Annotated in this window: 24 protein-coding genes; 12 read left to right on the forward strand and 12 right to left on the reverse strand. The window is 73.2% G+C overall.

From position 1 onward, the window contains the following. Positions 1-5 precede the first annotated feature (5 nt). Positions 6-1,436: a lipase maturation factor family protein gene (locus ACSNOG_RS06205; protein WP_436751516.1), complete on the reverse strand. Its 1,431-nt coding sequence runs from the start codon at positions 1,434-1,436 to the stop codon at positions 6-8. 70 nt (positions 1,437-1,506) lie between these two features. Between ACSNOG_RS06205 and ACSNOG_RS06210 the strand changes: the two genes are divergently transcribed. The 5 genes from ACSNOG_RS06210 to meaB all read left to right on the forward strand — a co-directional run bounded on the left by ACSNOG_RS06210 (position 1,507) and on the right by meaB (position 9,946). Continuing rightward, positions 1,507-3,618: a SpoIIE family protein phosphatase gene (locus ACSNOG_RS06210; protein WP_436751517.1), complete on the forward strand. Its 2,112-nt coding sequence runs from the start codon at positions 1,507-1,509 to the stop codon at positions 3,616-3,618. A 106-nt stretch (positions 3,619-3,724) separates the two neighbouring features. Next, a complete protein-coding gene (locus ACSNOG_RS06215; protein ID WP_436751518.1) occupies positions 3,725-4,750 on the forward strand; it encodes a CinY protein in 1,026 nt (341 codons plus the stop codon). A gap of 99 nt (positions 4,751-4,849) precedes the next feature. Beyond that, a complete protein-coding gene (mutA, locus tag ACSNOG_RS06220) occupies positions 4,850-6,739 on the forward strand; it encodes a methylmalonyl-CoA mutase small subunit (RefSeq protein ID WP_436751519.1) in 1,890 nt (629 codons plus the stop codon). After that, a complete protein-coding gene (gene scpA / locus ACSNOG_RS06225) occupies positions 6,739-8,943 on the forward strand; it encodes a methylmalonyl-CoA mutase (RefSeq protein WP_436751520.1) in 2,205 nt (734 codons plus the stop codon). The genes mutA and scpA overlap by 1 nt, the downstream gene beginning before the upstream one ends. A gap of 13 nt (positions 8,944-8,956) precedes the next feature. Continuing rightward, a complete protein-coding gene (gene meaB / locus ACSNOG_RS06230; RefSeq protein ID WP_436751521.1) occupies positions 8,957-9,946 on the forward strand; it encodes a methylmalonyl Co-A mutase-associated GTPase MeaB in 990 nt (329 codons plus the stop codon). A 29-nt stretch (positions 9,947-9,975) separates the two neighbouring features. On the opposite strand, the gene ACSNOG_RS06235 is transcribed toward meaB, so the two are convergent. Next, the gene (locus tag ACSNOG_RS06235; RefSeq protein ID WP_436751522.1) at positions 9,976-10,713 is read right to left on the reverse strand and encodes an SDR family oxidoreductase; all 738 of its coding nucleotides are present in this window, start codon (positions 10,711-10,713) and stop codon (positions 9,976-9,978) included. 132 nt (positions 10,714-10,845) lie between these two features. Here ACSNOG_RS06235 and ACSNOG_RS06240 point away from each other — a divergent pair, with 132 nt between their 5' ends. Together ACSNOG_RS06240 and ACSNOG_RS06245 are read left to right on the forward strand one after the other, a co-directional pair. After that, the gene (locus ACSNOG_RS06240; RefSeq protein ID WP_436751523.1) at positions 10,846-11,658 is read left to right on the forward strand and encodes a helix-turn-helix transcriptional regulator; all 813 of its coding nucleotides are present in this window, start codon (positions 10,846-10,848) and stop codon (positions 11,656-11,658) included. A gap of 104 nt (positions 11,659-11,762) precedes the next feature. Continuing rightward, entirely contained in the window at positions 11,763-13,079 is a 1,317-nt protein-coding gene (locus tag ACSNOG_RS06245; protein ID WP_436751524.1) for a CAP domain-containing protein, read from the forward strand. A gap of 12 nt (positions 13,080-13,091) precedes the next feature. On the opposite strand, the gene ACSNOG_RS06250 is transcribed toward ACSNOG_RS06245, so the two are convergent. From ACSNOG_RS06250 to ACSNOG_RS06280, 7 genes are all read right to left on the reverse strand, one after another. After that, positions 13,092-14,138 carry an enoyl-CoA hydratase/isomerase family protein gene (locus ACSNOG_RS06250; protein WP_436751525.1) on the reverse strand — a complete coding sequence of 349 codons (1,047 nt, stop codon included), beginning with the start codon at positions 14,136-14,138 and terminating at the stop codon, positions 13,092-13,094. A gap of 68 nt (positions 14,139-14,206) precedes the next feature. Next, positions 14,207-14,629, reverse strand: a complete 423-nt coding sequence (locus ACSNOG_RS06255) for a type II toxin-antitoxin system VapC family toxin (protein WP_436751526.1) — start codon at positions 14,627-14,629, stop codon at positions 14,207-14,209. A 722-nt stretch (positions 14,630-15,351) separates the two neighbouring features. After that, on the reverse strand, positions 15,352-15,879 hold the full coding sequence (locus ACSNOG_RS06260) for a hypothetical protein (protein WP_436751527.1): 528 nt from the start codon (positions 15,877-15,879) through the stop codon (positions 15,352-15,354). A gap of 144 nt (positions 15,880-16,023) precedes the next feature. After that, positions 16,024-16,614 carry a hypothetical protein gene (locus tag ACSNOG_RS06265; protein WP_436751528.1) on the reverse strand — a complete coding sequence of 197 codons (591 nt, stop codon included), beginning with the start codon at positions 16,612-16,614 and terminating at the stop codon, positions 16,024-16,026. Positions 16,615-16,796: 182 nt separating this feature from the next. Beyond that, positions 16,797-17,669: an undecaprenyl-diphosphate phosphatase gene (locus ACSNOG_RS06270; RefSeq protein ID WP_436751529.1), complete on the reverse strand. Its 873-nt coding sequence runs from the start codon at positions 17,667-17,669 to the stop codon at positions 16,797-16,799. A 236-nt stretch (positions 17,670-17,905) separates the two neighbouring features. Next, positions 17,906-18,226 carry a nuclear transport factor 2 family protein gene (locus tag ACSNOG_RS06275; RefSeq protein WP_436751530.1) on the reverse strand — a complete coding sequence of 107 codons (321 nt, stop codon included), beginning with the start codon at positions 18,224-18,226 and terminating at the stop codon, positions 17,906-17,908. Positions 18,227-18,369: 143 nt separating this feature from the next. Beyond that, a complete protein-coding gene (locus tag ACSNOG_RS06280; RefSeq protein ID WP_436751531.1) occupies positions 18,370-19,077 on the reverse strand; it encodes a TVP38/TMEM64 family protein in 708 nt (235 codons plus the stop codon). A gap of 169 nt (positions 19,078-19,246) precedes the next feature. On the opposite strand from ACSNOG_RS06280, the gene ACSNOG_RS06285 reads away from it, so the two are divergent. Both ACSNOG_RS06285 and ACSNOG_RS06290 read left to right on the forward strand, forming a co-directional pair. Continuing rightward, on the forward strand, positions 19,247-20,410 hold the full coding sequence (locus ACSNOG_RS06285) for a GTP-binding protein (RefSeq protein WP_436751532.1): 1,164 nt from the start codon (positions 19,247-19,249) through the stop codon (positions 20,408-20,410). 15 nt (positions 20,411-20,425) lie between these two features. Beyond that, a complete protein-coding gene (locus tag ACSNOG_RS06290) occupies positions 20,426-21,271 on the forward strand; it encodes a spermidine synthase (protein ID WP_436751533.1) in 846 nt (281 codons plus the stop codon). 63 nt (positions 21,272-21,334) lie between these two features. On the opposite strand, the gene ACSNOG_RS06295 is transcribed toward ACSNOG_RS06290, so the two are convergent. Further along, entirely contained in the window at positions 21,335-22,405 is a 1,071-nt protein-coding gene (locus ACSNOG_RS06295) for a hypothetical protein (protein ID WP_436751534.1), read from the reverse strand. 81 nt (positions 22,406-22,486) lie between these two features. Here ACSNOG_RS06295 and ACSNOG_RS06300 point away from each other — a divergent pair, with 81 nt between their 5' ends. Both ACSNOG_RS06300 and ACSNOG_RS06305 read left to right on the forward strand, forming a co-directional pair. After that, positions 22,487-22,942 (forward strand): DUF4442 domain-containing protein, encoded by a 456-nt coding sequence (locus tag ACSNOG_RS06300; RefSeq protein ID WP_436751535.1) that lies wholly within the window; start codon positions 22,487-22,489, stop codon positions 22,940-22,942. Positions 22,943-23,055: 113 nt separating this feature from the next. Continuing rightward, positions 23,056-23,715: a DedA family protein gene (locus ACSNOG_RS06305; RefSeq protein ID WP_436751536.1), complete on the forward strand. Its 660-nt coding sequence runs from the start codon at positions 23,056-23,058 to the stop codon at positions 23,713-23,715. Positions 23,716-23,860: 145 nt separating this feature from the next. Here ACSNOG_RS06305 and ACSNOG_RS06310 read toward each other — a convergent pair whose 3' ends face one another. Continuing rightward, positions 23,861-24,748: an NAD(P)-dependent oxidoreductase gene (locus ACSNOG_RS06310; RefSeq protein WP_436751537.1), complete on the reverse strand. Its 888-nt coding sequence runs from the start codon at positions 24,746-24,748 to the stop codon at positions 23,861-23,863. A 51-nt stretch (positions 24,749-24,799) separates the two neighbouring features. Here ACSNOG_RS06310 and ACSNOG_RS06315 point away from each other — a divergent pair, with 51 nt between their 5' ends. Next, on the forward strand, positions 24,800-25,150 hold the full coding sequence (locus ACSNOG_RS06315; RefSeq protein WP_436751538.1) for a winged helix-turn-helix transcriptional regulator: 351 nt from the start codon (positions 24,800-24,802) through the stop codon (positions 25,148-25,150). A gap of 179 nt (positions 25,151-25,329) precedes the next feature. Here ACSNOG_RS06315 and ACSNOG_RS06320 read toward each other — a convergent pair whose 3' ends face one another. Then, positions 25,330-25,551 carry a response regulator transcription factor gene (locus tag ACSNOG_RS06320; RefSeq protein ID WP_436751539.1) on the reverse strand — a complete coding sequence of 74 codons (222 nt, stop codon included), beginning with the start codon at positions 25,549-25,551 and terminating at the stop codon, positions 25,330-25,332. Positions 25,552-25,770 lie beyond the last annotated feature (219 nt).

Genomic DNA, 25,770 nt, shown 5'->3' on the forward strand with positions numbered 1-25,770 from the left:
GCAGGCTAATCGCGTCGCAGCGCGACCGGCGGCAGGAATTCCCCCCGTAGCGTCCGGTGCCACCAGGCGCCGGACTCCCGGCGTTCCTCGCGGGTGGTGAAGCGGTAGAGGTAGAGCCGTGCCCGTACGTGGGTGGGCGGGGCGTCGGGGAAGGGGTTGTGCCGCAGGAGGCGCAGCGTGGCGCGGTCGCCGGTCAGCAGGCGTTCGACGAACGGGCCGAACCACGGCTCGGCGTAGGCGGGGGAGATCCCGGCGAACCACATCATCCAGTCGAGCCGCAGGTGGTAGGGGGCGTACTGGCGGGACAGCCGCCGCGGGTCGCCGGGTTTGCCCTTGAAGCCGTACTCCTTCCACACCGTGTCCGGTCCGACCCGCTCCTCGTCGGTGCCCTCGACGACCACCTCGTAGCGCCTGCGGTTGATGCTGCCGAACGCGCCGTAGGTGTTGACCAGGTGGAAGGCGTTGAAGGACATGTTCATCCGCTGTTGCCGCGAGAGCATGTTGCGCACCGGCCACCAGCTGAGGACGGCCACGAGCGCGGTCGCGGCGATGACGAGGACCTCGTACCAGCCCGGGGGAGGGGGTGCCGGGGAGTGCGCCGGGAGGCCGAGGAGATTGGCGGCCGCGGCGCCGTCGAGCGCGGAGACGGCCAGGACGATGGTCAGCCAGTTGAGCCACGCGAAGTTGCCGGAGGCAACGAGCCAGAGCTGGGTGCAGATGATCACGGCGGCGGCCACGCTCGCGACGGGCTGAGGGGCGAACAGCGCGAGGGGTACGACGAGCTGGGCGACGTGGTTGGCGGCCGTCTCCACACGGTGCAGCGGCCGTGGCAGGCGGTGGAAGAACCAGCTCAGCGGGCCGGGCATGGGCTGGGTCTCGTGGTGGTAGTACAGGCAGGTCAGGTCCCGCCAGCAGGGGTCGCCGCGCATTTTGATCAGCCCCGCGCCGAATTCGACGCGGAAGACCAGCCAGCGCATCAGCCACAGCACGAGGACCGGCGGGTCCGTGCGGGCGTTGCCCAGGAACACGGCGAGGAACCCTGCCTCCAGCAGCAGCGACTCCCACCCGAAGCCGTACCAGGTCTGGCCCACGTTGACGATCGACAGGTACATCACCCACAGGGCGGCCCACATGGCCATCGCCGCCCACAGCGGCACCTCGTCCGCCGCGCCCGCCGCCACCGCCGCCGCCAGGGCGGCGCCCGCCCAGGCCCAGGCCGCGAAGAAGCGGTCCGAGTAGTGCAGCTGGAAGACGCCCGGGGCCCTGCCGAAGGGCACGTGGCGCACGAAGCGCGGCACGGGCAGCATGCCCCGTTCTCCGATGAGGGCGCGGAACTGGAGGGCCGCCGCAAGGAAGGCCACGAGGTAGACGCCGGCGAGCGCGCGCTGCAGGACCAGCCTGCTCAGCCAGTACCCGGAGACCGTGAACCACTCCATGGCGTATCCGTACCACTCCGGAGTGCGCAGTCACATCGAAGAAACGGGCAAAAGGTGTCAGAGTAGCTCTATGGTTGATCGGGGAGCGACGCCTGCCGCCGCACCGGCGGGTTCCGTGCCGGACGACTGGCCCGCTCGCCCGGAGCTCACCCTCGCCCTCAACCGCATGGGCGGCTTCGACTGGGACCTCGATACGGGCGTGCTCCACATGGACGCCTCCGCCCTGGAACTCTTCGACCTGACCCCCGAGGAGTTCACCGGCCGCCTGTCGGGCCTGTCCGGCAAGGTGCTCGCGGCCGACGCGGCCGACCTCGACGCCCAGGTCACCCGCGCCCTGAAGGAGGGCCGCGAGACCTACAGCGCCTACTACCGCATCCGCGCCCCCGACGGCTCCCTGCACTGGACGTACACCCAGGGCCGGATCCGGCGCGACGGGGAGGGCCATCCGCACCGCATCATCGGCATCGTGCGCGACGCCGCCGAGGAGCTCGGCCACTCCATCGGCAGACGCGACGAGAACCGCCTCTCGCACACCACCATCGTGGAGACGCTCACCGCGGCCCTCGCCCACGCGCGCACCGTCCAGGACGTCGTCGACTTCTTCCGCGACGACCGCGCCGTCCAGCACCTCGGCTCCGACCTGCTGGTCCTCGGCATCGTCGAGGCGGGCCGGATCCACATGGTCGCGGAGGGCCCCGGGGAGCACTACATCCCCGGCACCCGCTGGACCCGCATCGACGACAACTTCCCCATGAGCGAGGTCATCCGCACGATGGCCCCCCGCTTCATCGAGTCCCGCGGGGAGTTCGCCTCCGCCTACCCCTGGCTGTGGGAGCGCATCGAGGAGGTCGGCATCTCCTCCGCCGCCTATCTCCCGCTCATCGCCCAGGCCCGCCCCGTCGGGGCCATCGGGCTGCTCTACCGGGAGACCCGCGGCTTCACCCAGCAGGAGCGCAACCTGCTGATCGCCCTCTCCAGCAGCCTCTCGCAGGCCATCGCGCGCGCCATGCTCTACGACCAGGAGCACGACCTCGCCGAGGGCCTGCAGCAGTCCATGCTGCCGCGCCGCATCCCCGAGGTCCCCGGAGCGCAGATCGCCGTCCGCTACCGCTCGGCCCGCATGGGCCGCGACATCGGCGGCGACTGGTACGACGTGATCCCGCTGCCCGGCGGGCGGGTCGGCGCCGTCATCGGCGACGTCCAGGGGCACGACACCCAGGCCGCCGCCGTCATGGGCCAGCTGCGCATCGTCCTGCGGGCGTACGCCACGGAGGGCCACGCCCCGGCGACCGTGATGGCCCGCGCCTCCTCCTTCCTCCACGAGCTCGACACGGACCGCTTCGCCACCTGCACCTATGCCGAGGCCGACCTGTCCACCGGCGTCGTCCAGCTGGTGCGCGCGGGCCACATCGACCCCGTGCTGAGACACACCGACGGCACCTGCCGGCGCCTGCCCGTCTCCGGGGGGCTGCCGCTGGGGCTCTCGGCCGAGTTCGGCCGGCTCGACTACCCCGTGACGACGGTGGAGATCGACCCCGGCGAGACCCTGCTGATGTTCACCGACGGCCTCGTCGAGCAGCCGGGCTCCGACCTCGACGAAGGCATGCAGTGGCTGTGCGCGTTCGTCCGCGACGGCCCCTACGAGCTCCACCAGCTGGCCGACCGGCTGTGCGAGGTGATCGGCGACCGCGTCGGCGAGGACGACATGGCCGTCCTGCTGCTGCGCCGCCAGGGTGCCGCCACCCAGGGCGGCGGCCGGCTCCAGCAGCACATCGCCCCGGCCGACCCCGAGGCCCTCTCCGCGGCCCGCCACATGATCCGGGCGGCGGTACGGGCCTGGGGCGCGCGCGAGCGCTCCGACGAGATCGAGCTGGTCGCCGACGAGCTGGTGACCAATGCGCTGCTGCACACCGACGGAGCGGCCGTGGTGACCATCCGCATCATCACCGGCCCCGAGCGGCGGGTGCGCGTCGACGTCGAGGACCGGTCCAGCACGCTGCCGCGCCGCCGCGAGCCGGGGGAGTCGGGGGTCTCGGGGCGGGGCCTGCTGCTGGTCGACCGGCTCGCCGACGTGTGGGGGGTCGAGTCCCGCGGCTCGGGGAAGTCCGTGTGGTGCGAGTTCGTGGTCCCGGGGCGGCACGACGGTGGCCGTACGGTGGGCGGATCACCGGAATCGGGTTGATGCGCACACCGCCTGACAGAGCGTCCGATCGTTGCCCCAGTCACTCAGAGTTGCGCATTTCGCGCCGATCCCGGTCAACTGTGCTCTCCACTCCCAAGATCATGAAATGGGTTCCGAGAGCATGCGAAGACTCACCCCCTTCGTCTTCCTCGGCGCGACCGCCCTGGCCGCACCGATGCTGATGACCGTTCAGGCGCCGCCCGCCCGCGCGTTCGGCACCGTCAACACCCTCGGCCAGCACGCCGAACACGAGCGCATCACGCGCGCGGCCCTGGCCTGCCCGCCCGGCACCCCCTCCGACGGCAGCTGCTTCGAGCCCCGCTCCCTCGACCAGATGGCCGGCCACTCGGGCACCTTCGGCGCCGTCGGGGCCCCCGACACCGACGAGATCGTCAGTCCGGCCGCCCACTGCGACAACGCCGACTACCTCGCGCAGAGCGGCTACGCCCGCACCCGCGACCAGGCCACCAAGGAGCTCCTCGCCTGCGTCGCCCGCCTGCAGACCCGCTTCGCCGAAGGCGTCACCGCCGCGGGCTCCACGCTCGACGCCGACGGCAGCGTCGCCTCCCGCGAGACCGACCTCGCCAAGGACTGCACCTTCACCCTCGGCGTGCCCGGCCGCAACAAGTGCGAGGCGTTCGAGGGCCTCGGCCGCGCCCTCCACGGCGTCCAGGACTTCTACTCGCACAGCAACTGGACCGACAAGGCCGACCCCGGCCGGCCCACCGGCAAGGACAACCCGCCCGGGCTGAACCTCCCCGCGCCGTCCCCGCTGTTCGCCCTCGCGGGCGGGCAGCTCCCGCAGCACTCGGCCGTCCCCGCCGAGCTCACCACCGGCTGCTACTCCCTGGTGCCCCTCGGCTGCTCCGGCCGCGTGCAGCACGGCGACCTCAACAAGGACAAGGGCCTGATCGACGCCGCCACCGGCGCCACCAGCGCCCCCGGCACCGCGCGCGGCAAGACCGGCGGCAACTTCGACCGGGCCGTCCAGGGCGCCGTCGCCGACACCCGCCGCCAGTGGGCCGACTTCCGCAGCGCCCTCGTCACCCGCTACGGCAAGGAGCGCGGGGAGCGCGTCGCGTGCGTGCTGACCCACGACGACGCCGTGCGCGCCTGCGCCCCCCGGGGCTGAGGCGGGGCAGCTGGGAACCGGGGAGCCGCCGGCGAAGAGGCCAAGGTCACAGCGGTTGCCACTGCTGCAGGGCGGCCCGGCTCCCCTAGCCTTCCCCCCATGACGGTCCTGCCTGACGAAGGCTTCCCCCTGGCCGCCGAGTTCCCGGACCCCACCCGCGAGCAGTGGCAGCGCCTGGTGGAGGGTGTACTGCGCAAAGCGGGCGCGGCTGACGCATCCGGCCCGGCAGCCGAGGCGGCACTCGCCACCGAACTCCAGGACGGGCTCGTAACCGGCCCGCTCTACACCGCCGACGACGCCCCCGCGGCGCCCGGCTACCCCGGCTTCGCCCCGTTCGTCCGCGGCGGACGGGCCGAAGGGACGGCCGCGACCGGCTGGGACGTGCGCCAGCGCCACGCCCACCCGGACCCCCGGCGGGCCAACGAAGCGGTGCTCGCCGACCTGGAGAACGGCGTCACCTCCCTCTGGCTCACCACCGGTCCCGCCGGCATCCCCGTCGACGGCCTCGCCACCGCCCTCGACGGCGTCTACCTCGACCTCGCCCCCGTCGTCCTCGACGCGGGCGCGGACTTCGAGGCGGCCGCCCGGGAACTGCTGCGCCTGTACGACGAGCGCGGCATCGCCCCCCGGGCCGCCCTCGGCAACCTCGGCGCCGACCCCCTCGGCACCCTGGCCCGCACCGGCACCGGCGCCGACCCCGGGGCGCCCCTGGCCGCCGCGGCCTCCCTCGCCGCCCTGTGCACCGACGGCCGGCCCGGCCTGCGCGCCCTGACCGTCGACGCCCTGCCCTACCACGAGGCCGGCGGGTCCGCCGCCCAGGAACTCGGCTGCTCGCTGGCCACCGGCGTCGCCTACCTGCGTGCGCTCACCGCCGCCGGGCTCAGCGTCGACCAGGCCTGCGCCCAGCTGGAGTTCCGCTACGCGGCCACCGCCGACCAGTTCCTCACCATCGCCAAACTGCGCGCCGCCCGCCGCCTGTGGGCCCGCGTCGCCGAGGTCAGCGGCGCCGTCACCGCGGCCGCCGCCCAGCGCCAGCACGCGGTCACCTCCACGGTGATGATGACCCGCCGCGACCCGTGGGTGAACATGCTGCGCACCACCGTCGCCTGCCTCGGCGCGGGCGTGGGCGGCGCCGACGCCGTCACCGTCCTGCCCTTCGACGAGGCCATCGGCCTGCCCGACGCCTTCGCCCGCCGCATCGCCCGCAACACCTCCTCGGTGCTGCTGGAGGAGTCCCACCTGGCCCGGGTCATCGACCCCGCCGGCGGCTCCTGGTACGTCGAGAGCCTCACCGACGAGCTCGCGCACGCCGCCTGGGCCTGGTTCCAGGAGCTGGAGCGCGCCGGCGGCCAGGCCGCGGCGCTGCGCTCCGGCCTGGTGGCCGAGCGGCTCGCCGCGACGTGGGAGCGCCGCTCCACCGACCTCGCGACGCGGCGCGAACCGGTCACCGGCGTCAGCGAGTTCCCCTTCCTCGGCGAGCAGCCGGTGGAGCGCGAGCCCGTGCCCGCAGCCCCCGGCGGCGGCCTGCCGCGGGTCCGGCGCGACGAGGCCTACGAGGCCCTGCGGGCCCGCTCCGACGCCCACCTCGCCGCGACCGGCGCCCGCCCCCGCGTCTTCCTGGCCGCGCTCGGCCCGGCCGCCGCGCACACCGGCCGGGCCACGTTCGCCGCCAACCTCTTCCAGGCCGGCGGCATCGAGCCCGTGCACGACCCCGCCACGGTCGGCGCGGACTCCGTCGCCGAGGCGTTCGCGCGCAGCGGCGCCGCCGTGGCCTGCCTGTGCTCCAGCGACAAGCTCTACGCCGAGCAGGCCGAAGCCGTCGCCGCCGCCCTCAAGGCAGCGGGCGCCGGGCGGGTCCTGCTCGCCGGCAAGCCCGGCGGCGAGCAGCGGGAGGCGTATCTGCGGGCCGGGGTCGACGAGTTCGTCTTCGCCGGCGGTGACGCGGTCGCCGTCCTCTCCTCCGTCCTCGACCGCATGGGAGTGGCGTGATGCGCATCCCCGACTTCTCCGGAATCGACCTGGGACCGGCGGACGCCGGCCGGGCGGCCGATCCCGGCCAGTGGCGCGCGGCCCTGAAGGAGGCCACCGGCAAGAGCGCCGAGGACCTGGTCTGGGAGACCCCCGAGGGCATCGGCGTCAAGCCGCTGTACACCGCCGACGACCTGCACGGCCTGGACTTCCTCGGCACGTACCCGGGCATCGCGCCCTACCTGCGCGGCCCGTACCCGACGATGTACGTCAACCAGCCCTGGACCATCCGGCAGTACGCCGGGTTCTCCACCGCCGAGGAGTCCAACGCCTTCTACCGGCGCAACCTGGCGGCCGGTCAGAAGGGCCTGTCCGTCGCCTTCGACCTGCCGACCCACCGCGGCTACGACAGCGACCACCCGCGCGTCACCGGCGACGTCGGCATGGCGGGCGTCGCCATCGACTCGATCTACGACATGCGCCAGCTCTTCGACGGCATCCCGCTCGACAAGATGAGCGTGTCGATGACGATGAACGGCGCCGTGCTGCCCGTCCTCGCGCTCTACATCGTCGCCGCGGAGGAACAGGGCGTACCGCCCGAGAAGCTGGCCGGGACCATCCAGAACGACATCCTCAAGGAGTTCATGGTCCGCAACACCTACATCTATCCGCCCCGGCCCTCGATGCGGATCATCTCCGACATCTTCGCGTACACCTCGCAGAAGATGCCGCGCTACAACTCGATCTCCATCTCCGGCTACCACATCCAGGAGGCCGGGGCCACGGCCGACCTGGAGCTCGCCTACACCCTCGCCGACGGGGTGGAGTACCTCAAGGCGGGCATCGGGGCGGGCCTGGACGTGGACGCGTTCGCGCCCCGGCTCTCCTTCTTCTGGGCGATCGGCATGAACTTCTTCATGGAGATCGCCAAGCTGCGCGCCGCCCGCCTGCTGTGGGCACGCCTCGTCAAGCGCTTCGAGCCGCAGAACGCCAAGTCGCTGTCGCTGCGCACCCATTCGCAGACGTCGGGCTGGTCGCTGACCGCCCAGGACGTCTTCAACAACGTGGCCCGCACCTGCGTGGAGGCCATGGCCGCGACCCAGGGGCACACCCAGTCGCTGCACACCAACGCCCTGGACGAGGCGCTCGCCCTGCCCACCGACTTCTCCGCCCGCATCGCCCGCAACACCCAGCTGCTGCTGCAGCAGGAGTCCGGGACCTGCCGGGTCATCGACCCGTGGGGCGGCAGCGCCTACGTCGAGCGGCTCACCCACGACCTCGCGCGGCGCGCCTGGCAGCACATCGAGGAGGTCGAGGCCGCGGGCGGCATGGCCCAGGCCATCGACGCGGGCATCCCCAAACTGCGCGTCGAGGAGGCCGCGGCCCGCACCCAGGCCCGCATCGACTCCGGGCGGCAGCCGGTCATCGGCGTCAACAAGTACCGGGTCGACAGCGACGAGCAGATCGAGGTCCTCAAGGTCGACAACTCCTCCGTGCGCGCCCAGCAGATCGAGAAGCTGCGGCGGCTGCGCGCCGAGCGCGACGAGACGGCCTGCCAGGACGCCCTGCACGCGCTGACCCGCGCCGCCGAGGCCGGCTCCGGCCCGGGCCTCGAAGGCAACCTCCTGGCCCTCGCCGTGGACGCCGCCCGCGCCAAGGCCACCGTCGGTGAGATCTCCGACGCACTCGAGAAGGTCTACGGACGGCACGCCGGGCAGATCCGTACGATCTCCGGTGTGTACCGCGAAGAGGCAGGCCCGTCGTCCGGCGTGGAGCGCACCCGCGCCCTGGTCGAGGCGTTCGAGCAGGAGGACGGCCGCCGCCCGCGCATCCTCGTCGCCAAGATGGGCCAGGACGGCCACGACCGCGGCCAGAAGGTCATCGCCACCGCCTTCGCCGACCTCGGCTTCGACGTCGACGTCGGCCCGCTCTTCCAGACGCCCGAGGAGGTCGCCCGGCAGGCCGTCGAGGCCGACGTGCACATCGTCGGCGTCTCCTCGCTCGCGGCCGGCCACCTCACGCTCGTCCCGGCGCTGCGCGAACAACTGGCGGAGCAGGGGCGCGAGGACATCATGATCGTCGTCGGTGGCGTCATCCCGCCCCAGGACGTCCCCACGCTGCTGGAGATGGGCGCCGCCGCGGTCTTCCCGCCCGGCACGGTCATCCCGGACGCCGCCCACGACCTGCTGAAGACCCTCGCAGGGGTCCTCGGCCACGAACTGTGAGGCTGTTGTCCCGATGGCACGGACGATCGACATCGACGCCTACGTCAAAGGCGTGCTCGACGGCAAGCGGGCGGTCGTCGCCCGCGCCATCACCCTCGTCGAGTCCACCCGGGCCGAACACCGGGCGCTCGCCCAGCGGATGCTGACCGAGCTGCTCCCGCACGCGGGGGCGGCCCGGCGGATCGGCATCACGGGCGTGCCGGGCGTCGGCAAGTCCACCTTCATCGACGCCTTCGGCACGATGCTGACCGGCTTCGGCCACCGGGTCGCCGTCCTCGCCGTCGACCCGTCCTCCAGCCGCACCGGCGGCAGCATCCTGGGCGACAAGACCCGCATGGAGCGCCTCGCCGTCGACCCCGCCGCCTTCGTACGGCCCTCGCCCACGGCCGGCACCCTCGGCGGCGTGGCCCGGGCCACCCGCGAGACCATCGTGGTCATGGAGGCCGCCGGCTACGACGTCGTGCTGGTGGAGACCGTCGGCGTCGGCCAGTCCGAGACCGCCGTCGCCGACATGGTCGACAGCTTCCTCATGCTCACCCTCGCCCGCACCGGCGACCAGCTCCAGGGCATCAAGAAGGGCGTCCTCGAACTGGCCGACATCGTCGCCGTCAACAAGGCCGACGGCCCCCACGAGCGCGACGCCAAGGCCGCCGCCCGCGAACTGGCAGGGGCGCTGCGCCTGCTGCAGCCCCCGGACGCCGCCTGGAACCCGCCCGTCCTGACCTGCAGTGCCCGCGAGAGCACCGGCCTGGATGTCCTCTGGGACCGCCTGGAGCAGCACCGGCGCGTCCAGGAGAGCACGGGGGCGCTGGCCTCGCGCCGCCGCGAGCAGCAGGTCGACTGGGTCTGGACGATGGTCCGCGAACAGCTCCTGAACGAGCTGCGCGACCACCCCGCGGTCCGGAAGGCCGGCCCGGGCATCGAACAGCAGGTGCGCGAGGGCGCGCTGCCGGCGAGCCTGGCGGCGGAGCGACTGCTGGAAGCCTTCCGTAGGGGGAACTGAGCGAGCGCGGCCGCTGTGGTGAGCCCGGGTCAGCTCTGCGCGGTGGGCCGGACGACGATCTCGTTCACGTCGACGTCCGCGGGCTGCTCGACGGCGAACGCGACGGCCCGGGCGACGGCCGCGGGCGGGATCGCGATCCGGTCCCGCATCTGTGTGATGCGCGCCCTGACGTCCCGGTTCGTCGACGCCTCGGCGAAGCCGGTGGCGACCACCCCGGGCGAGACGGTGGTCACCCGCACGGAGTCGCCGGCTTCCTGGCGCAGGCCTTCGCAGAGGGCGCGGACCGCGACCTTCGTTCCGGCGTAGACCGCCATGGCCGGCACGACGCGGAACGCGGCCGTGGAGGCGGTGGTGACGAAGTGACCGCTGCCCTGCGCCCGGAAGACCGGCAGGGCGGCGGCTATTCCGTGCAGCACTCCCTTGACGTTGACGTCGACCATCCGGTCCCACTCGTCCACGCGCAGGTCGTCGAGGGGCGAGATGGTGCCCACCCCGGCATTGCCGACCAGCACGTCGAGCCGGCCGAACCGCCGCACGGCCAGGGCGACCAGCGCGTGCAGGTCCTCCCGCCGGGTCACGTCCGTGCGGAGGTGCACGGCCGTGCCGCCCGCCTCCTCGATCCGCGCCGCCAGATCCGCGAGGCGCTCGGACCGGCGCGCTCCGAGCACGACTCGTGCGCCCCGCTCGGCGAGCAGCAGTGCGGTCGCCTCGCCGATGCCGCTGCCGGCTCCCGTGATCGCCACGACCTTGCCGTCGATTCCCGACATGGTGCCCTCTTCCTTCTTCTCTTTTTCTTCGTCGTCTTCTTCGTCCGTGAACCCCTGCTCGCCTTCAGTCTGCGGGCGCCTCAGCCTGGTATACAGAGCCTGTTTATTCTGGAACCAGGGATGCCATCCACCATGCAGAGACCGCTGGACCAACGCCGTGAGCTGGGAGCCTTCCTGCGCAGTCGCAGGGAGCGGATCACCCCCGACCAGGTCGGGCTGCCGCACTCCGGGCGACGCCGTACCCCGGGGCTCCGGCGGGAGGAACTCGCGCTGCTCGCGGGCATCAGCGCCACTTGGTACACGTATCTGGAGCAGGGCCGGGACATCCGGGCCTCGGACCAGGTGCTCGGCGCCCTCGCCTCGGTGCTCCGGCTCGACCGGCACGAGCGCGATCACCTCTTCCGGCTCGCCGGTCACGAGCCCGCGGCCGGGGACGGGGACGGAGGCGAGGAGACCGAGCCGCTCGCTGCCGAGGCGGCGGTCGTCCCGCTGTTGCTCCAGCCGCACCCGGCGTACGTCATCGGCGGCACCTACGACGTGCTCAGCTGCAACCAGGCGGCCGAAGAACTGTTTCCGAACCTCGTCGCGGCGGGGGACCGGCCGGCGAACCTCGCCCGCTGGGTGTTCCTCGACCCCGCGGCCCGGGACGTACTGGTCGACTGGGAGCCCGAAGCGCGCGGCCTGCTCGCCCGGCTGCGGACACTGGCCGGGCGCCACCCCGGCGACCCGCGCTACACCCGGCTGACCGACGAGTTGACGGCGGGCAGCGCGGAAGCGCGCGCTTGGTGGCCGCAGTACGACGTGCAGCCCCGGCGCGGCGGACGCAAACGGCTGCGGTGCCCGGGACGCGGGGTGGTCGACTTCGGCTATGCCGCGTTTCACGTGGCCGGACAGCCGGAACAGACGCTGGTGATCTACACCGACGCGCGGGCAGCGGCTGACTGAGCATCAGCGGCCGGGGGGCGGGCCGGCTCCCCGGGAACCTCCCCGACGCACCGCACGTTTTCCACCGCACCGGCCGAAAGTCGGCCGTGTCCGGAGGAGCCGCGATGAACGACCTGGTCGCCGGAGGCAATGCCACGCTGCCCGACGGCGCGCTCTCGATGCGCGTGCCCGGCCCCTTCGACCTGTCGGTGATCGTCACCGGCGCGGCGGGAAAAGTGGCCGGGGACGGGGACTTCGTCTTCTACAACCAGCCGTCCGCGCCCGGGGCCCGGCTCGCCGGGGACACCGTCACCGTCGACCCGCGGGGGCTGCGCGCGGGCGCCGCGCGCGTCACGGTCGTGGTGAGCCCGGCGGACCCCGGCACGCCGCTCGGCTCGCTGCCCCTGCCCGTGCTGACGGTCGCCGGCGGCGGGGGCACCGTCCTGGCCCGGTTCGCCCCGCCGCGCCCCGGGCACGAGACCGTCCTGCTGCTCGCGGAGCTCTACCGGCGCGGCCCGGGCTGGAAGATACGGGCCCTGGGCCAGGGGTACGCGGACGGGCTGGCGGGCGTGGCGCGGGACTTCGGGGTGGAGGTGGCGGACGAGGGGAGCGAGGCCGACGGGGCGTACGCGGGTCACGGAGGTTACGACGGGCATGAGCCGGACGGGACGGCTGACGCCTTCGCCGCCCTGGTGAACGCCGAGCGGGCCGCCGCCGGGGTGCCGCCCGTTGCCGCGGACCACCGGCTGGCCGCCGCGGCCCGGGCCCACGCCGCGGACATGGCCCGGCGCGGCCGCCTCTCCGGCGAGAGCCCGGACGGGACGTCGCTCCACCACCGCATCGCCGCCACGGGCTACCACTGCCTGACCGTCACCGAGCATCTCGTCTCGGGCCCGCGCACCCCGGCGGAGTTCGTGGCCTATTGCCTGGGCGGGAGCGAGCGTGCGCTGCCGTTCCGGGATCCGGCCGTCGCCCACGTCGGCCTCGGCCGGGCAGCGGCACCGTCGGGGGAGATGTACTGGACCGCCGTGTGGGCCGCGCCGATGACCGCCGCCGGGCTCGCCCGGCTGGCCGCGGAGGTCACCGTCCTCACCAACGCCGAGCGCGCCGCGGCCGGCCTGCGCCCGCTGGCCGCCGATCCCCGGCTGGCCGCCGCCGCGCAGGCGCACAGCGACGACATGGTCGCCCGCGACTTCTACGCCCACACCTCACCGGAGGGGAGCGAGCCCTGGGACCGGGCGCGGGCGGCCGGGTGCCCGCACCCGGGCATCGGTGAGAACATCGCCTGCGGCCAGCGCAGTGCGGCCGAGGTCGTCCGGGGCTGGATGAACAGCCCCGGACACCGTGCCAACATCCTCAAGCCGGACTTCGCGCACATCGGCGTCGGCTACGCGACGGGCAGCAAGGCCGGCACGTACTGGACGCAGCTGTTCGGTACGTAAGCCGGGGCCGGGTCAGACGAGCCCGAGCCCGCCGTCGGCCACCGGCGCGAAGTGCCGCTCCACGTCCGCGTCCGAGACGCCCTCCAGCCGCGAAGGCGTCCACCGCGGCGTGCGGTCCTTGTCCACGACCTGCGCGCGGATGCCCTCCAGCAGGTCGGGGTCGGCCAGCGAGGCGCTTATGACGCGGTATTCCTGCTCCAGCACGTCGCCGAGGCCGGGCAGGCGGCGGGCGCGGCGCAGCGCGCTCAGCGTGACCTTCAGCGCCGTGGGCGACTTGCCGCGGATCGCCTCCGCCGCTTTTCCGGCCTCCGCGACGCCGCTCGCGGTGAGCCGGTCGAGGATCTCCTCGACGGTGTTGGCGGCGTAGCAGTGGTCGATCCAGTCCTGCTGCGCGGCCAGCTCCCCGGAGGGGGCCGGGGCGGCGAACTCCCGTACGGCCTCGGCAGCTTCGGATACGGCCAGGGCCGCGGTGAACTCCTCCAGCCGGGCCGCCGGGACGAAGTGGTCGGCGAAGCCCGCGCGCACGGCGTCGCCCGCGCCCATGCGCGAGGTCGTCAGCGCGAGGTGCGTGCCCAGCTCGCCCGGGGCCCGGGAGAGCAGGTACGTGCCGCCGACGTCGGGCGCGAAGCCGATGGCCGTCTCCGGCATCGCCACCGCGGACCGCTCGGTGACGACCCGTACGCTCCCATGGGCCGACAGGCCGACCCCGCCGCCCATCACCAGGCCGTCCATGAGCGCGACGTACGGTTTGGGGTAGCCGGCGATCCGGGCGTTGAGGCGGTACTCGTCGCGCCAGAATTGCCTGGAGGCCGTGCCGCCTCCGGCGCGGACCTCGTCGTGGACGGCCCGGACGTCGCCGCCCGCGCACAGGCCGCGCTCGCCCGCGCCGTCGAGCACCACCGTGGTCACGGAGTCGTCGTGCTCCCACGCGTCCAGGGCGGTGCGGATGCTGCGGACCATGGCGTGGGTGAGCGCGTTGATGGTGCGAGGCCGGTTGAGGGTGATGCGGCCCGCGCGCCCGTCCCGGCGCAGGAGTACGGCGTCGTCGATGGTGGTCATCGTGCCCCTTTCACTGGGTGGTGGAGCGGGGGTCGTGGCCGTGCGGCGCGCGGCGGGGGAGTGCTCCGTCAGGAGCGGCCGGATGCGGGGGCGGTGCCCGCCGCGTCGGTGATGCCCCGGATCGGGCAGCGCGGGCCGGTGGCGCGCAGCAGCCGCAGGTCGGCGGTCACGAGCGTCGCCCCCAGCTCCTCGGCGACGGCCACGTAGGCGGCGTCGTCCGGCGTGAGGTTGTCCTTCAGCTGCCACATCCGCCCCAGCAAGGGTTCGACGGCGACCTTCTGCAGCGTCAGCCCGGGCAGCTGTCCGGCTACTTCGGCCACGCGCTCGGCGGTCACCTGCCCCGCGAGGTACAACCCGCGCAGCGACTGCATCACTTCCACCAGGATGTGCTCGGGGGCGGCCCACTCGGCGTCCGCCGCGAGCGCGGCGCGGGCGCTCTCGCCCCGCGGTCCGTCGTCGGCGAGCGCCAGAACGAGTGCGGAGGCGTCCACGACGATCAAAGTGACTCCCAGCGTGTGACTGATGTGACGGTTGCGACTAACGCCGCGCCCGCCACCCTAGCCGCGCGGACGGGGGCGGGGGGTCGGCGGGTGAACGCCGACGACGGGCCGGTGTGCTGCCGCGGCCCGGGTACCGGCGCCGGGGACCCGGGCGGGGGTAGCCGGACGGCGGGGCGTACCGCGCAGACCCGTACAGGGTGGGCCCGCCGGTCGACGGTGCCGGGGACAGGCCCCGATCGTGCCGCGCGCCGGGACGGCCGACGGGGCGGCCGCGCCGGTTGCGCAACGTCGTGCTGTGCCCGTGCGTACGGGCAGCAGGTTGGTCGCGTACGGATGCAGGCCGTACGCGCTGGGCTGCCGTGTGCGTCCAGGGGACCCTACGGGCAGTAAGCCTCCGGGTCGTGCAGTGTCGCGGGGCGCCGGGGCGCGAGCGGGGTGTTCGGGCCGAGGGCCGGGCCGGGACGGCCGGGGCAGCCGGCCGGCGGGGCCGCGGCCGGCAGCAGGCGGGGCAAGTGCCTGTGGCGTCGGCCGGTGTCTTCCGGCGCCGTACCCCGGGCTGCGGTCCGCGACGCCGTGGTGGTGCGCGGCCGGCGGGGCGTGCCGCTCGGGACGTGCCGTCCAGGACGGCGTGACGGGGCGCATCATGCGGTGCCTGGGCGGGCCGTCCGGACGGGGTGGCGCCGGCGGGCGACGCGCGGAGAAACGGTGGTTTCTCAGGGCACCGGGCCCGTCCAGTGGGCCGTTGCGAGATCCTGGCCGAAGCCGGGGCGTACGGCGACGTCCACGTGGCCGAGTCCCGTTTGCGGGATGTCGAAGGCAAGCGTCGCCTTGCCCGAGCCCTTGGGCTCCAGGGTTCCGGTGAACGGCGTGCCGACGCCGCTCGCGCTGTCGAAGATCTGCGCCGCCCGGTCGGCCTTGTCGCCGGACTCGACGGTCACCAGGATGCCCGCCGTGTCGAGGGGATCCTTGGAGCCGTTGGTGACGCTGACCGTGAACTTCACCGGCTGGTTCCCCGCAGAGTGCCCCAGGGCGGTGCCGGACGGGGTGAACCGTTGCGGCTTCCCGACCGTCACCTTCAGGCCGCTGCGGTACGCGTAGGTGTCGCCGAAGGCGGCCACCCGCGCCGAGGGGGAGGCGGAGGGGCCGCCGGACAGCGTGATCGTCTGCCCTCCGCCGGCCTCGCCGGAGCCTTCGCAGGCCACGCCCGCCATTGCCACGGCGGCCGCCGCAGCGAAGGCCACGGCTGTTCTCCCCGCGCTGAGCCGGACCGCGCCCCGAGGCCGAACGTGCGCCGCCCGGGGCGGCAGTCTCGTGCCCATGTGCACCAGCGTGCGCCGCGGGGCGGCGCCGCGCATCCGGAGGGCGGGGGAAGCGGGCCCCGGCGGTCAGCCGGCGAGGACCTTCTTGACCTGGGCGGTCTGCGGGCCGGAGTCCTGCGCCGGGATCGTCCAGCGGAAGGTCTTGCCCTCGCCGTCGGTGTAGGAGAGCGTGCCGCCGCGCTGGGCGTTGCTGATGTCGAAGGTGCGCGCCCGCACCTGCGTGACGCCGGACCGTATGGGGCCGCCGGAGTCGAAGCCCTTCAGGAAGATGTTCGCCTCGTTGTTGGAGACCTGGCCGTCGGCGGCCGTCCACTGCCAGCCGCCCTTCTCGGTCGGGGTGGTCTCCGCGGCGGCGACGTCCGTCATAGGGCGTTCCTGCACCGTGACGATCGCGAACAGGCCGCGCGCGGGCTTGTCGGTCGCGGTCTTGGTCGCGTACACGACGCTCGTCGGCATGATGTCGAGCTTGCCGCCGCCGCCCGCGCCCACGGTCTCCGTGCCCTTGCCCATCGGCAGGGGCTCGCCCACGGGGCCTTCGGCCGCGGCAGATGGCGACGAGCCGGTTGACTTCACGGTCTCGGCCTTCGTCTCGCCGCTGCAGGCGGCGAGGGACAGGGCGGCGGCGAGGCAGAAGGCGGTGACGGCTGTGGTGCGCATACATCCCCCGGAGGTGCGGGTTACTTGAGGTACGAACGGACCGGGGAACCGTACCCTCGGTAACAAGAGCAAACGCGCCGTCTGCATCAATCGTGACCGGGTCGCTACCTTCCCGGTATTGCGGAGGGGAAGCTTCGTCCTACTAAGGCGCCCCGAAAAGGGATGAGCCGGACGCTGGTTCCTCAGCCGAGGTTCTCCCCGGCGTGCGGACTCAGCACACCCGCCGCCACCAGCGCGAACAACAGCAGCCCGAGCGCGATGCGGTAGACGACAAAAGGTATGAAGCTCCTGGTGGAGATGAAGCGCATGAACCAGGCGATCACGGCATAACCCACCACGAAGGCAACGAGCGTAGCGAAGATCGTCGGCCCCCAGGCGGTGTGCCCCTCGCCCGCGTCCTTGAGCTCGAAGACGCCGGAGGCGAGCACCGCCGGGACGGCGAGCAGGAAGGAGTAGCGCGCGGCCGCCTCCCGGGTGTAGCCGATGAGCAGGCCGCCGCTGATCGTCGCGCCCGACCGGGACACGCCGGGCACGAGCGCCATCGCCTGGCACAAGCCGAACACCATGCCGTCCCGGACCGTCAGGTCCGCCAGCTCCTTGCGCCGTTTCGCGGCCCGGTGCCGCCCGCCGCTCTCGTCGCGCGCCGCCCGCCGGTCCGCGTACCCGAGCACCACCCCCATCACGACGAGCGTGGTGGCGATGAGCCGCAGGTCGCGGAACGGGCCTTCGATGGCGTCCTTGAGCACCAGCCCGAGCACCCCGATGGGGATCGAGCCGACGATGACCAGCCACCCCGTGCGGGCATCGGGGTCGCGCCGCGCCCGCCGGTCGTACAGCGACCGGAACCACGCGCCGACGATCCGCGCGATGTCCTTGCGGAAGTAGATGAGCACGGCGGCCTCGGTGCCGATCTGAGTGACCGCGGTGAACGCCGCCCCCGGATCCTGCCAGTCCGCGAACGCGGCCGTCAGCCGCAGGTGGGCGCTGGAGGAGACCGGGAGGAACTCGGTCAGTCCCTGGACGAGCCCGAGGACGAACGATTCGAACCAAGACATGTGGGCCTGTGCCATCCAAGTCGTCGCGGCCGGGCCGGCACTGCGGCACCGGCCGCCCGATCATCCACAGGATGGGAGGCGTGCTGACGTCGCCCGGGTGAACTGCTCCTTAACCCGGGGCTGCGGGAGGCGAAGGGGCGCGGACGAGGCGTCAGGCTACTTGTCACGCCGTGCGTCAGACCGCGAGTCAGGCGGGCGAGCCGGACCAGGCGTCAGACCAGGCGTCAGACCACGCGTCAGGCCTGCCCCGTCTCGAACCGGGTGACCTTTCCGCCGTCGACGGTGAACTGCCACCTGGTGCGCATTTCGCCCCACGTGTCATTGCGGTAGCGGGCGACGAGGGCCAGGCCGCCGTCGCTCTCGGACTCGACGTCCATGTGGCCGTTGGACGTGAAGATCTCGCGGTCGGCCCACTGGGTGAGGTTCCGGTCGGTGCCGTCGTCGGCCATCGTCGCGCCCGGCGCGAGGGACTCGTGGAAGGCGGTGCGGTCGCCCGCGTTGAGGGCGCTCACCAGCGTCCGTACGGCGGGTTCGGAGAGCTGTTCGACGGGAATCACGGGACGGGCTCCTTTCCGGGGTGTCCAGGACAGGACAGCACCCCGGCGGCACCCGCGCGCGCCGGTCCGCCCGGATGGCGGAGGACGGGACGGACGGGATCCACGCCACGACCGCGGTACGAGACCCGCGCCCCGGCGCGACGCTACGACCGGGACAGCCGCCGCGACAGGCCCTTCTTGCGCCACGCCACGATCACCGCCGCCAGACCGGTCACGGCGATGAACGCCGTCGCGCCGAGGAAGGCGGGCGACGTCGGCGCCGTCGCGTGGCTGCCCGCGATCACGTAGGCGGCCGTGGCCGGCGCGCTGCCGAGGGCGGTCGCCAGCAGGAACGGGGTCCAGCGCATGCGGGAGACGGCCGCGCAGTAGTTCGCGGCGGCGAAGGGCACGCCCGGGAAGAGCCGGATCGCCATCATCGACCTGAAGGCGTGCCGGCTCAGCTGCCGGTCCGCGGCCTTCAGCCACCGGCCGCGCAGCAGCGGCCGCAGCGCTTCCTGGCCCAGCAGACGGCCCAGCCCGAAGGACGCGGCCGAGCCCAGCACCGTGCCCACCACGGCGGAGGCCGTTCCGACGGGGGCGCCGAAGAGCGCGCCGGCCGCGATGTTCAGGATCGGGCGCGGCACGAAGGCCGCGGTGCACAGACCGTACGCCGCGGAGAACAGCACCACGGCCGCGCCGCCCGACAGCTGAGGCCAGCCCTCGGCGAGCATCCGCTCCGGGCGCAGCGCGAGCACCGCGGCCGCGGCGGCGGCCAGCAGCACCACGAGCAGACCCAGGCGGAGCCACGAGGAGAGCCGGGCACGCGGAGGGAGCTCGGCGGGGCCGGGGGAGGGCGTGGCGGGTTCGGGCATCGCTGGAGCCTAACCGACAGGGATATAAAGCGGTCGTCATCACGGAAAGACGGGGCGGTGACGGAACACTCCTTCCCCTTACGTTCACTCGAACGCCCCGCGTGCGTCGTGCGCCGGTGGCGCGGAAAACCGTTCGACGCCCCGCACCCGGTGCGCGAGCATCAAGCGCATGCACCGGCCAACGTCCGGCCATCCGCGCCACAAACCGCACGTCAACATCGCCACCCTCGGCCCCGCCCGCCACGGCAGGACGACGCTCACCGCCGCCGTCATCCACGTCCTCGGCGCCCGCGCCCGGGCCCTCTCCCTCCAGCAGCCTTCCGGGCCCGACCGGGCGGCTGCCTGCGTCCACGTCGTCTACGAGACCGGCACCCGCCACTACGCCCACACCGACCCGCCCGGCGACCCGCGCTTCGCCAAGAACCTGCTCGCCGGGACGGCAAGGCTCGACGGCGCCGTCCTCGTCGTCTCCGCCGTCGACGGGCCCGCGTCGGCGCAGCTCCCCCGGCACCTGCTGCTCGCCCGCCGGGCGGGCGTGCGCCACCTCGTCGTCGCCCTCACCAAGGCGGACGCGGCCGCGCCAGAGCTGGCGGACCTGCTGGAGCAGGAGGTGCGCGCCCTGCTCACCGCCCACGGCTACGACGGCGAGCACACCGCGGTCGTCCGCGTCTCGGCCCTGCGCGCGCTGCAGGGCGACGCGCGCTGGGCCGCCACGATCGAGGCGCTCCTCGACGCCGTGGACACGTACGTGCCGACGCCCCTGCGCTATACGGACGCGCCTTTCCTGCTGTCCGTCGAGAGGGTCCTCACCCTGCCCGCGCGCGGTACGGCCGTCACCGGCGTCATCGAGCGCGGCACGGTCCGGCTGCGCGACCGCGTCCAGCTCCTGGGGGCCGACGGTCCCAGCGACACGCACGTCACCGGGCTGGAGTCCTTCGGCCGCCCGCTGGCGACCGCGCAGGCGGGCGACCGCGTGTCCCTGCTGCTGCGCGGCTTCCACCGCGAGCACGCCCGCCGGGGCGACATCGTCGCCGCGCCCGGCAGCGTCGTGCCGCGGCGCCGCTTCACCGCGGACGTGTGCCTGCTGCGGGCGGAGGAGGGTGGCCGGCACACGCCTCTGTTCTCGGGCTACCGGCCGCAGTTCCACCTCCGCACGGCCGACGTGACCGGCACCGTGATCCTCGGCGGACCCGGCGTCGCGCTGCCCGGCGAGAGCGTCACCATGGCGGTCGTCCTCGACCGGGACGTGCCCCTGGAGACCGGCCTCGCCTTCGTCATCCGCGAAGGAGGCCGCACCGTCGGCACCGGAACGGTCTCCCCCGCCGTGCCGTGAACGCACAATAGGGGAGTGGAAGAACCGATACCCGTCACGCGGGACGTGGACTGGGGCACCGCCAAGCTGATGCCCGACGTGGACCGGCAGCGGGCCTGGCTGCTCACGGTGAACGGAGCGCCGCAGTCGTACGTCGATCTGGACGACCCGACGCACCTGGAGTTCGAGTACGCCCAGCGGATCGCCCACGTCCTCGACGCCGCCGCCGAGCCGCACCGCGCCCTGGACGTGCTGCACCTCGGGGGCGGGGCGCTCACGCTGCCGCGGTACGTCGCCGCCACGCGCCCGGGCTCGCGGCAGCGCGTGGTCGAGGCCGACCGCGGCCTGCTCGCGCTGGTCGCCGAGCACTTGCCGCTGCGGCCGGGCTCGGGCGTCGAGGTGATCGCCGGTGACGCGCGCAGCGAGCTGGAGGCCTGCGCGGACGCCTCGGCCGACGTGCTCGTCGCCGACGTCTTCGGCGGCTCCCGGGTCCCGGCCCACCTCACCTCGCTCGCCTACGCGCACGCCGCCGCCCGGGTGCTGCGGCCGCAGGGCCGTTACGCGGCGAACCTCGCCGACGGCGCGCCCTTCGACTTCCTGCGCTCACAGGTGGCGACCTTCCGGGCCGTCTTCGCCCACGTCTGCCTGATCGCGGAGCCGTCGATGCTGCGCGGCCGGCGCTTCGGCAACGCGGTCCTCGTCGCCTCGCACGGCGAGCTGCCCGTCGCCGCGCTCGCGCGCCGCGCCGCGGGGGACGCCTTCCCGGCCCGGGTCGAGCACGGGGACGCGCTGGAGCGGTTCGCTGCCGGCGCGCGGCCGGTGGACGACGCGGACGCCGTGGGGTCCCCCGAGCCGCCGGGCGGGGCGTTCAGCGTGGGCTGACGCGCCGGGCCCGGCGGGGTGGCGGAGACGGGGGTCGCCGCAGCGCAGGAGACCGGCCGGAGATCAGGAGCTCTTCAGGGGCCTGAGGGAGCTCATGATCTTCTTGATGGTGTCGTCGGGGATCTCGTCGTCGGTGCCCGTGGCGCTGTAGAAGCACCAGGTGGCCAGGTCGCCGTTGACGTCCTTGTACGTCACCGTCACGGACTTGGCGCTGGTGGCGCAGTGGTGCTTCTCCGAGATCCCCGTGACCGTCGCCGAGGCCGAGGTGCCGGTCAGGCCGTGGTCGCTCTTGAACTCCTTGCCCTTGGAGTAGCTGAACTTCCCGGACTTCTTCTGGTCGAAGCCCCAGTACAGCCAGTTCAGCGCCTCGTTCTCGGCGGCGTCGGCCTCGCTCTTGGCGCCCTGGGCGCCCTTGGTCCCGGCGGCGACCGGGACGGCGTCCTTCTCGCACCGGTCCTCGGCGAAGCGGGCGACTCCGGACATGTTGATGCCGCCGCCCTTGGGCGGGAAGGACTTGTCGCCGTCCTTGGTGAAGCCGAAGCTCGTCCCCGGAGGGAGGACCTTCCACTCCTGCGGCACGTCGTAGGCGACGTGCCGCTTGCTGTTGGTGACGACCTTCCAACCGTCGATCACGGGCTTGACCTCGACGTTCGCCCGCGGGTTGTCGGCCGGGTCCTCACTCGCGCCCTGCGAGGGGGACGGCGCCGCCGACGACGCGGACGCCGAGGGCGCGGTCGTCGGGTCGCTCTTCGCCACGTTCTCCTTGTCGTCGTCCTTCAGGACCACGACACCGGTGATCACGGCGGCGGCCACGACGGCGACCGCCGCGGTGATCGCGATCACCGCGGTGCGCTTGCGGTTGTCCCGCGGCGGCTCGGGGGCCCCGGGCGGGGCCGGGGTGTGCCACTGCTGTCCCCCGGGCGGGGTGGGCGGCGGCGGGCCCCCGGGCTGCTGCTGGTACGGATTCGGCTGCTGCGGACCGGGCTGCTGGGCGCCCGGCTGCTGGTACGGATTGGGCTGCGGGTAGCCCGGCTGGGCGCCGGACGGCGGCCCCGGCGGCGGCACCGGCGTCTTGTACGGATTCGAATCCTGCGGGTTCTGCTCGCCCCCGGGCGGCTGCTGTCCTGGCCACATGGCCGATAACCATAGAGGCAGAAGATGACCTCGGTGAGGGCGCCCCTTCCCGCCGTTGCTACCGACTGGTAACTTGCGGGCATGTCTGAGACCACCCAGCCGTCGATCGGCGACATGCTCCTGGCCACCGTGCCCATGGCCAAGACGCTCAACCTCGTCTTCGAGGAAGCGGGTGCCGAGCGCGCCGTCGTCCGGCTCCCCGACCAGCCCGACTACCACAACCACGTCGGGGGCCCGCACGCCGGCGCCATGTTCACCCTGGCCGAGTCCGCGAGCGGCGCGATCGTCCTGGCCGCCTTCGGCGACCAGCTCTCGCGCGCCGTGCCCCTGGCCGTCCGCGCCGAGATCGGCTACAAGAAGCTCGCCATGGGCCCCGTCACCGCCACCGCCGAGCTCGGCCGCCCGGCCGCCGACGTCGTCGCCGAGCTGGACGCCGGCGGCCGGCCGGAATTCCCCGTCCACGTCGCGATCACCCGCGAGGACGGCGATGTGACCGGCGAAATGACGGTCGTCTGGACGCTGCGGCCGAACAAGTAACCGTTCCGCCGCAACCCGCGGGGCCCTGAGGGAGTCCTCTCCTCCAGTAGGCTTCCCGGCGTGCGCCCCGTGGCGCACGCCGGGAAGAGATCGTCAACCGGGAGGAACCGGCGTTGCACATCCAGGAGTGGCTCGAAACGGTACCGGCGGTCGCCGTCTACCTCTTGGTGGGCGGGGTCATCGGGCTGGAGAGCCTGGGTATTCCGCTTCCCGGTGAGATCGTCCTCGTCAGCGCCACGCTGCTGGCCGCCACCCAGGACCACATCAACCCGTATGTGCTCGGCGCGTGCGCCATCGCGGGCGCGATCATCGGTGACTCCATCGGCTACCTGATCGGCCGCAAGGGCGGCAAGCCCCTGCTGGAGTGGCTCGGCCGGAAGTTCCCCAAGCACTTCGGCCCGCACCACGTGGCCACCGCCGAGCGGTCCTTCCAGAAGTGGGGCATGTGGGCGGTCTTCGTCGGCCGCTTCATCGCCCTGCTGCGGATCTTCGCGGGCCCGCTCGCGGGCGTGCTGAAGATGCCGTACTGGAAGTTCCTGATCGCCAACGTGCTCGGCGGCATCGTCTGGGCCGGCGGCACCGTCGCCGTGATCTACTCCGTCGGCAAGGTGGCCGAGGAGTGGCTGAAGAAGTTCTCCTGGCTCGGCCTGCTCGCAGCCGTGCTCTTCGGCCTCGGCTCGCTGGTCGTCATGCGGATCAAGGCCAAGAAGGCGGAGGCCGCCCGCGCCGCCGAGCCGGCCGCCGAGCCGGAGCCGGTCCGCGCCGCCGACTGATCGCAGAACGGTTCCCTTGAGCCGCCGCGGCGAGTTGATCAAGCCGCGAACGGTTCACACAGACGCTCGGCCGGGGTTTCCCGGCCGAGCGTCTTGCGTGGGCGGCGAGGCGGGCGGCGGGTGAGTTCGCCTGCCTGCCGCTTCCTCAGCGGCGACCCAGTACCTCGGCGATGCGGATGAACCCGTCCGTGCCGTGGCCCAGGCCGATGACGCGGCGGGCCATCCCCTCTGCCGCGCGCATCACGCCCGCGTCGATGCCATGCGCTTCGGAGGCCTGCACGATGTGGGCCATGGACGAGGCCGCCGAAGTGATCGGGTTGTCCTCGCCGGAGAAGTCGCCGCTGTCCACGCCCTCCGCGGTCTGCTCGAAGAGCGGCGGGAGGATCGCGCCGATGCCCTTCGCGAACGGCGCCAGCTCCTGCGCGGTGACACCCTCGGCCTTGGCCACCGCCAGAGCGTGGGCATAGCCCGCCATGGCAGTCCAGAAGATGTCCAGCAGCGCGATGTCGTAGGCGGCCGCCCGGCCGATCTCCTCGCCGAGGTGAGTGTGGGTGCCGCCCAGCGCCTCGAGGACGGGCAGATGCTTGCGGTAGAGCTCCTCGGGGCCGCTGTGGATGAAGACCGCGACAGGCGTACCGATGGTCGTGTTCGGCGTCATGATGGCGCCGTCCAGGTAGGAGATGCCGTGCCCGGCCGCCCAGGCCGCCGTGTCGCGGGCCCGGGCCGGGGTGTCGGCGGTCAGGTTCACCACCGTGCGGCCCTTGAGCGCGTCGGTAACCGCCTCGCGCCGCAGAACGGCGTCCACGGCGTCGTAGTTCACCACGCAGACCACGGTCAGCCCGCTCGCGGCGACCGCCTCTTCGGCGGATCGGGCGCCGACTGCGCCTCGCTCGACCAGATCGCGGTCCCTGCCCGGCGTCCGGTTCCAGACCGTCGTGTGCAGACCGGCATCCAGGAACGCTCCGGCCAAAGCCCGGCCCATCGGGCCGAGACCCAGCACGGTGACGGCAGACTGTCGGGGGTGTGAAGACATGTTTGATCAACCTCTGTGCAAGTATCGGGAAAAGTGGTGAAAGGGGCTTACGTGACGAGAAGTCGCGCCAGGGACACGAACGTCTGCGGAGTGACCGCCGCGATCGCCGTGATCGACGGCAAGTGGAAGACCGCTCTGCTGTGGCTGCTGGAATCCGGTCCGTGGCGCCCCGGGGAGCTGCGGCGCCGGCTGCCGGGCCTCAGTGAGAAGGTGCTGACTCAGGCGCTCCGCGAGATGGAGGCCGACGGACTGGTGCACCGGGTGGTGCATGACGAGCTGCCGCTGAAAACGGTGTACTCCCTCACGCCGTTCGGCCGCGAGCTCTCGGAGGTCCTGGGGCCCGTCTCGGACTGGGGCCACCGCCGCCTGGAGAAGCTCGTCCAGGAACAGTCGGCCTCCTGACGCATGGTCACTCCCGTCTCACTCGGGTGCGGCGCCCCTCGCGCCGTCGTGTGACCAGGTTCCGCTCTGCCTCCCCGCACCGACAAGTACCCACAAAAAAGTGGGTACTGAGGGTGTCGGGCGGCGGGCTCTTGACGCTGGGGCGTTGACGGGCGGCGGTGGTGGTGACCGGCGGTGGGTCAGCCCGCTTCCTGGCTGATGCTGAGGCGTACGAGATCCGCGAGCGTCGGCGCAGGGCGTTTGGCGCGGATGCGGCGGAGGTAGGTGCCGACGGTGTGGACGCTGATACCGAGTCGCCTGGCCGTCTGGTGGTAGGTGAGCCCCGCGCCGATGTGGGCCAGCACCTGCCGCTCGCGGGGCGACAGGTGCGGCGGTCGCGTCTGGACGCTGAGGCCGGGCATCGGTTCTCCATCGGGCAGGCGGAGCCGCGCGGCGTGGGTGGCCTGCGGCCGGCCGCGGGTGAAGGTTCTCCCCCGCGCGACGCTTTTGAATGGATCTAACCACGAACTCGGCTAAAAGCAAGCAAAAAATAGTGGCCAACCGGTCAATGGCCCCCTAATCGCAGGCAAGTCACCTGTCAAGTCCCCAACTTCCGTGGCTCCAGCCCCGCTTCGAACCGG

The sequence above is a fragment of the Streptomyces sp. URMC 124 genome, from assembly GCF_051386455.1.
In the GTDB taxonomy this organism is placed as follows: Bacteria; Actinomycetota; Actinomycetes; order Streptomycetales; family Streptomycetaceae; genus Streptomyces.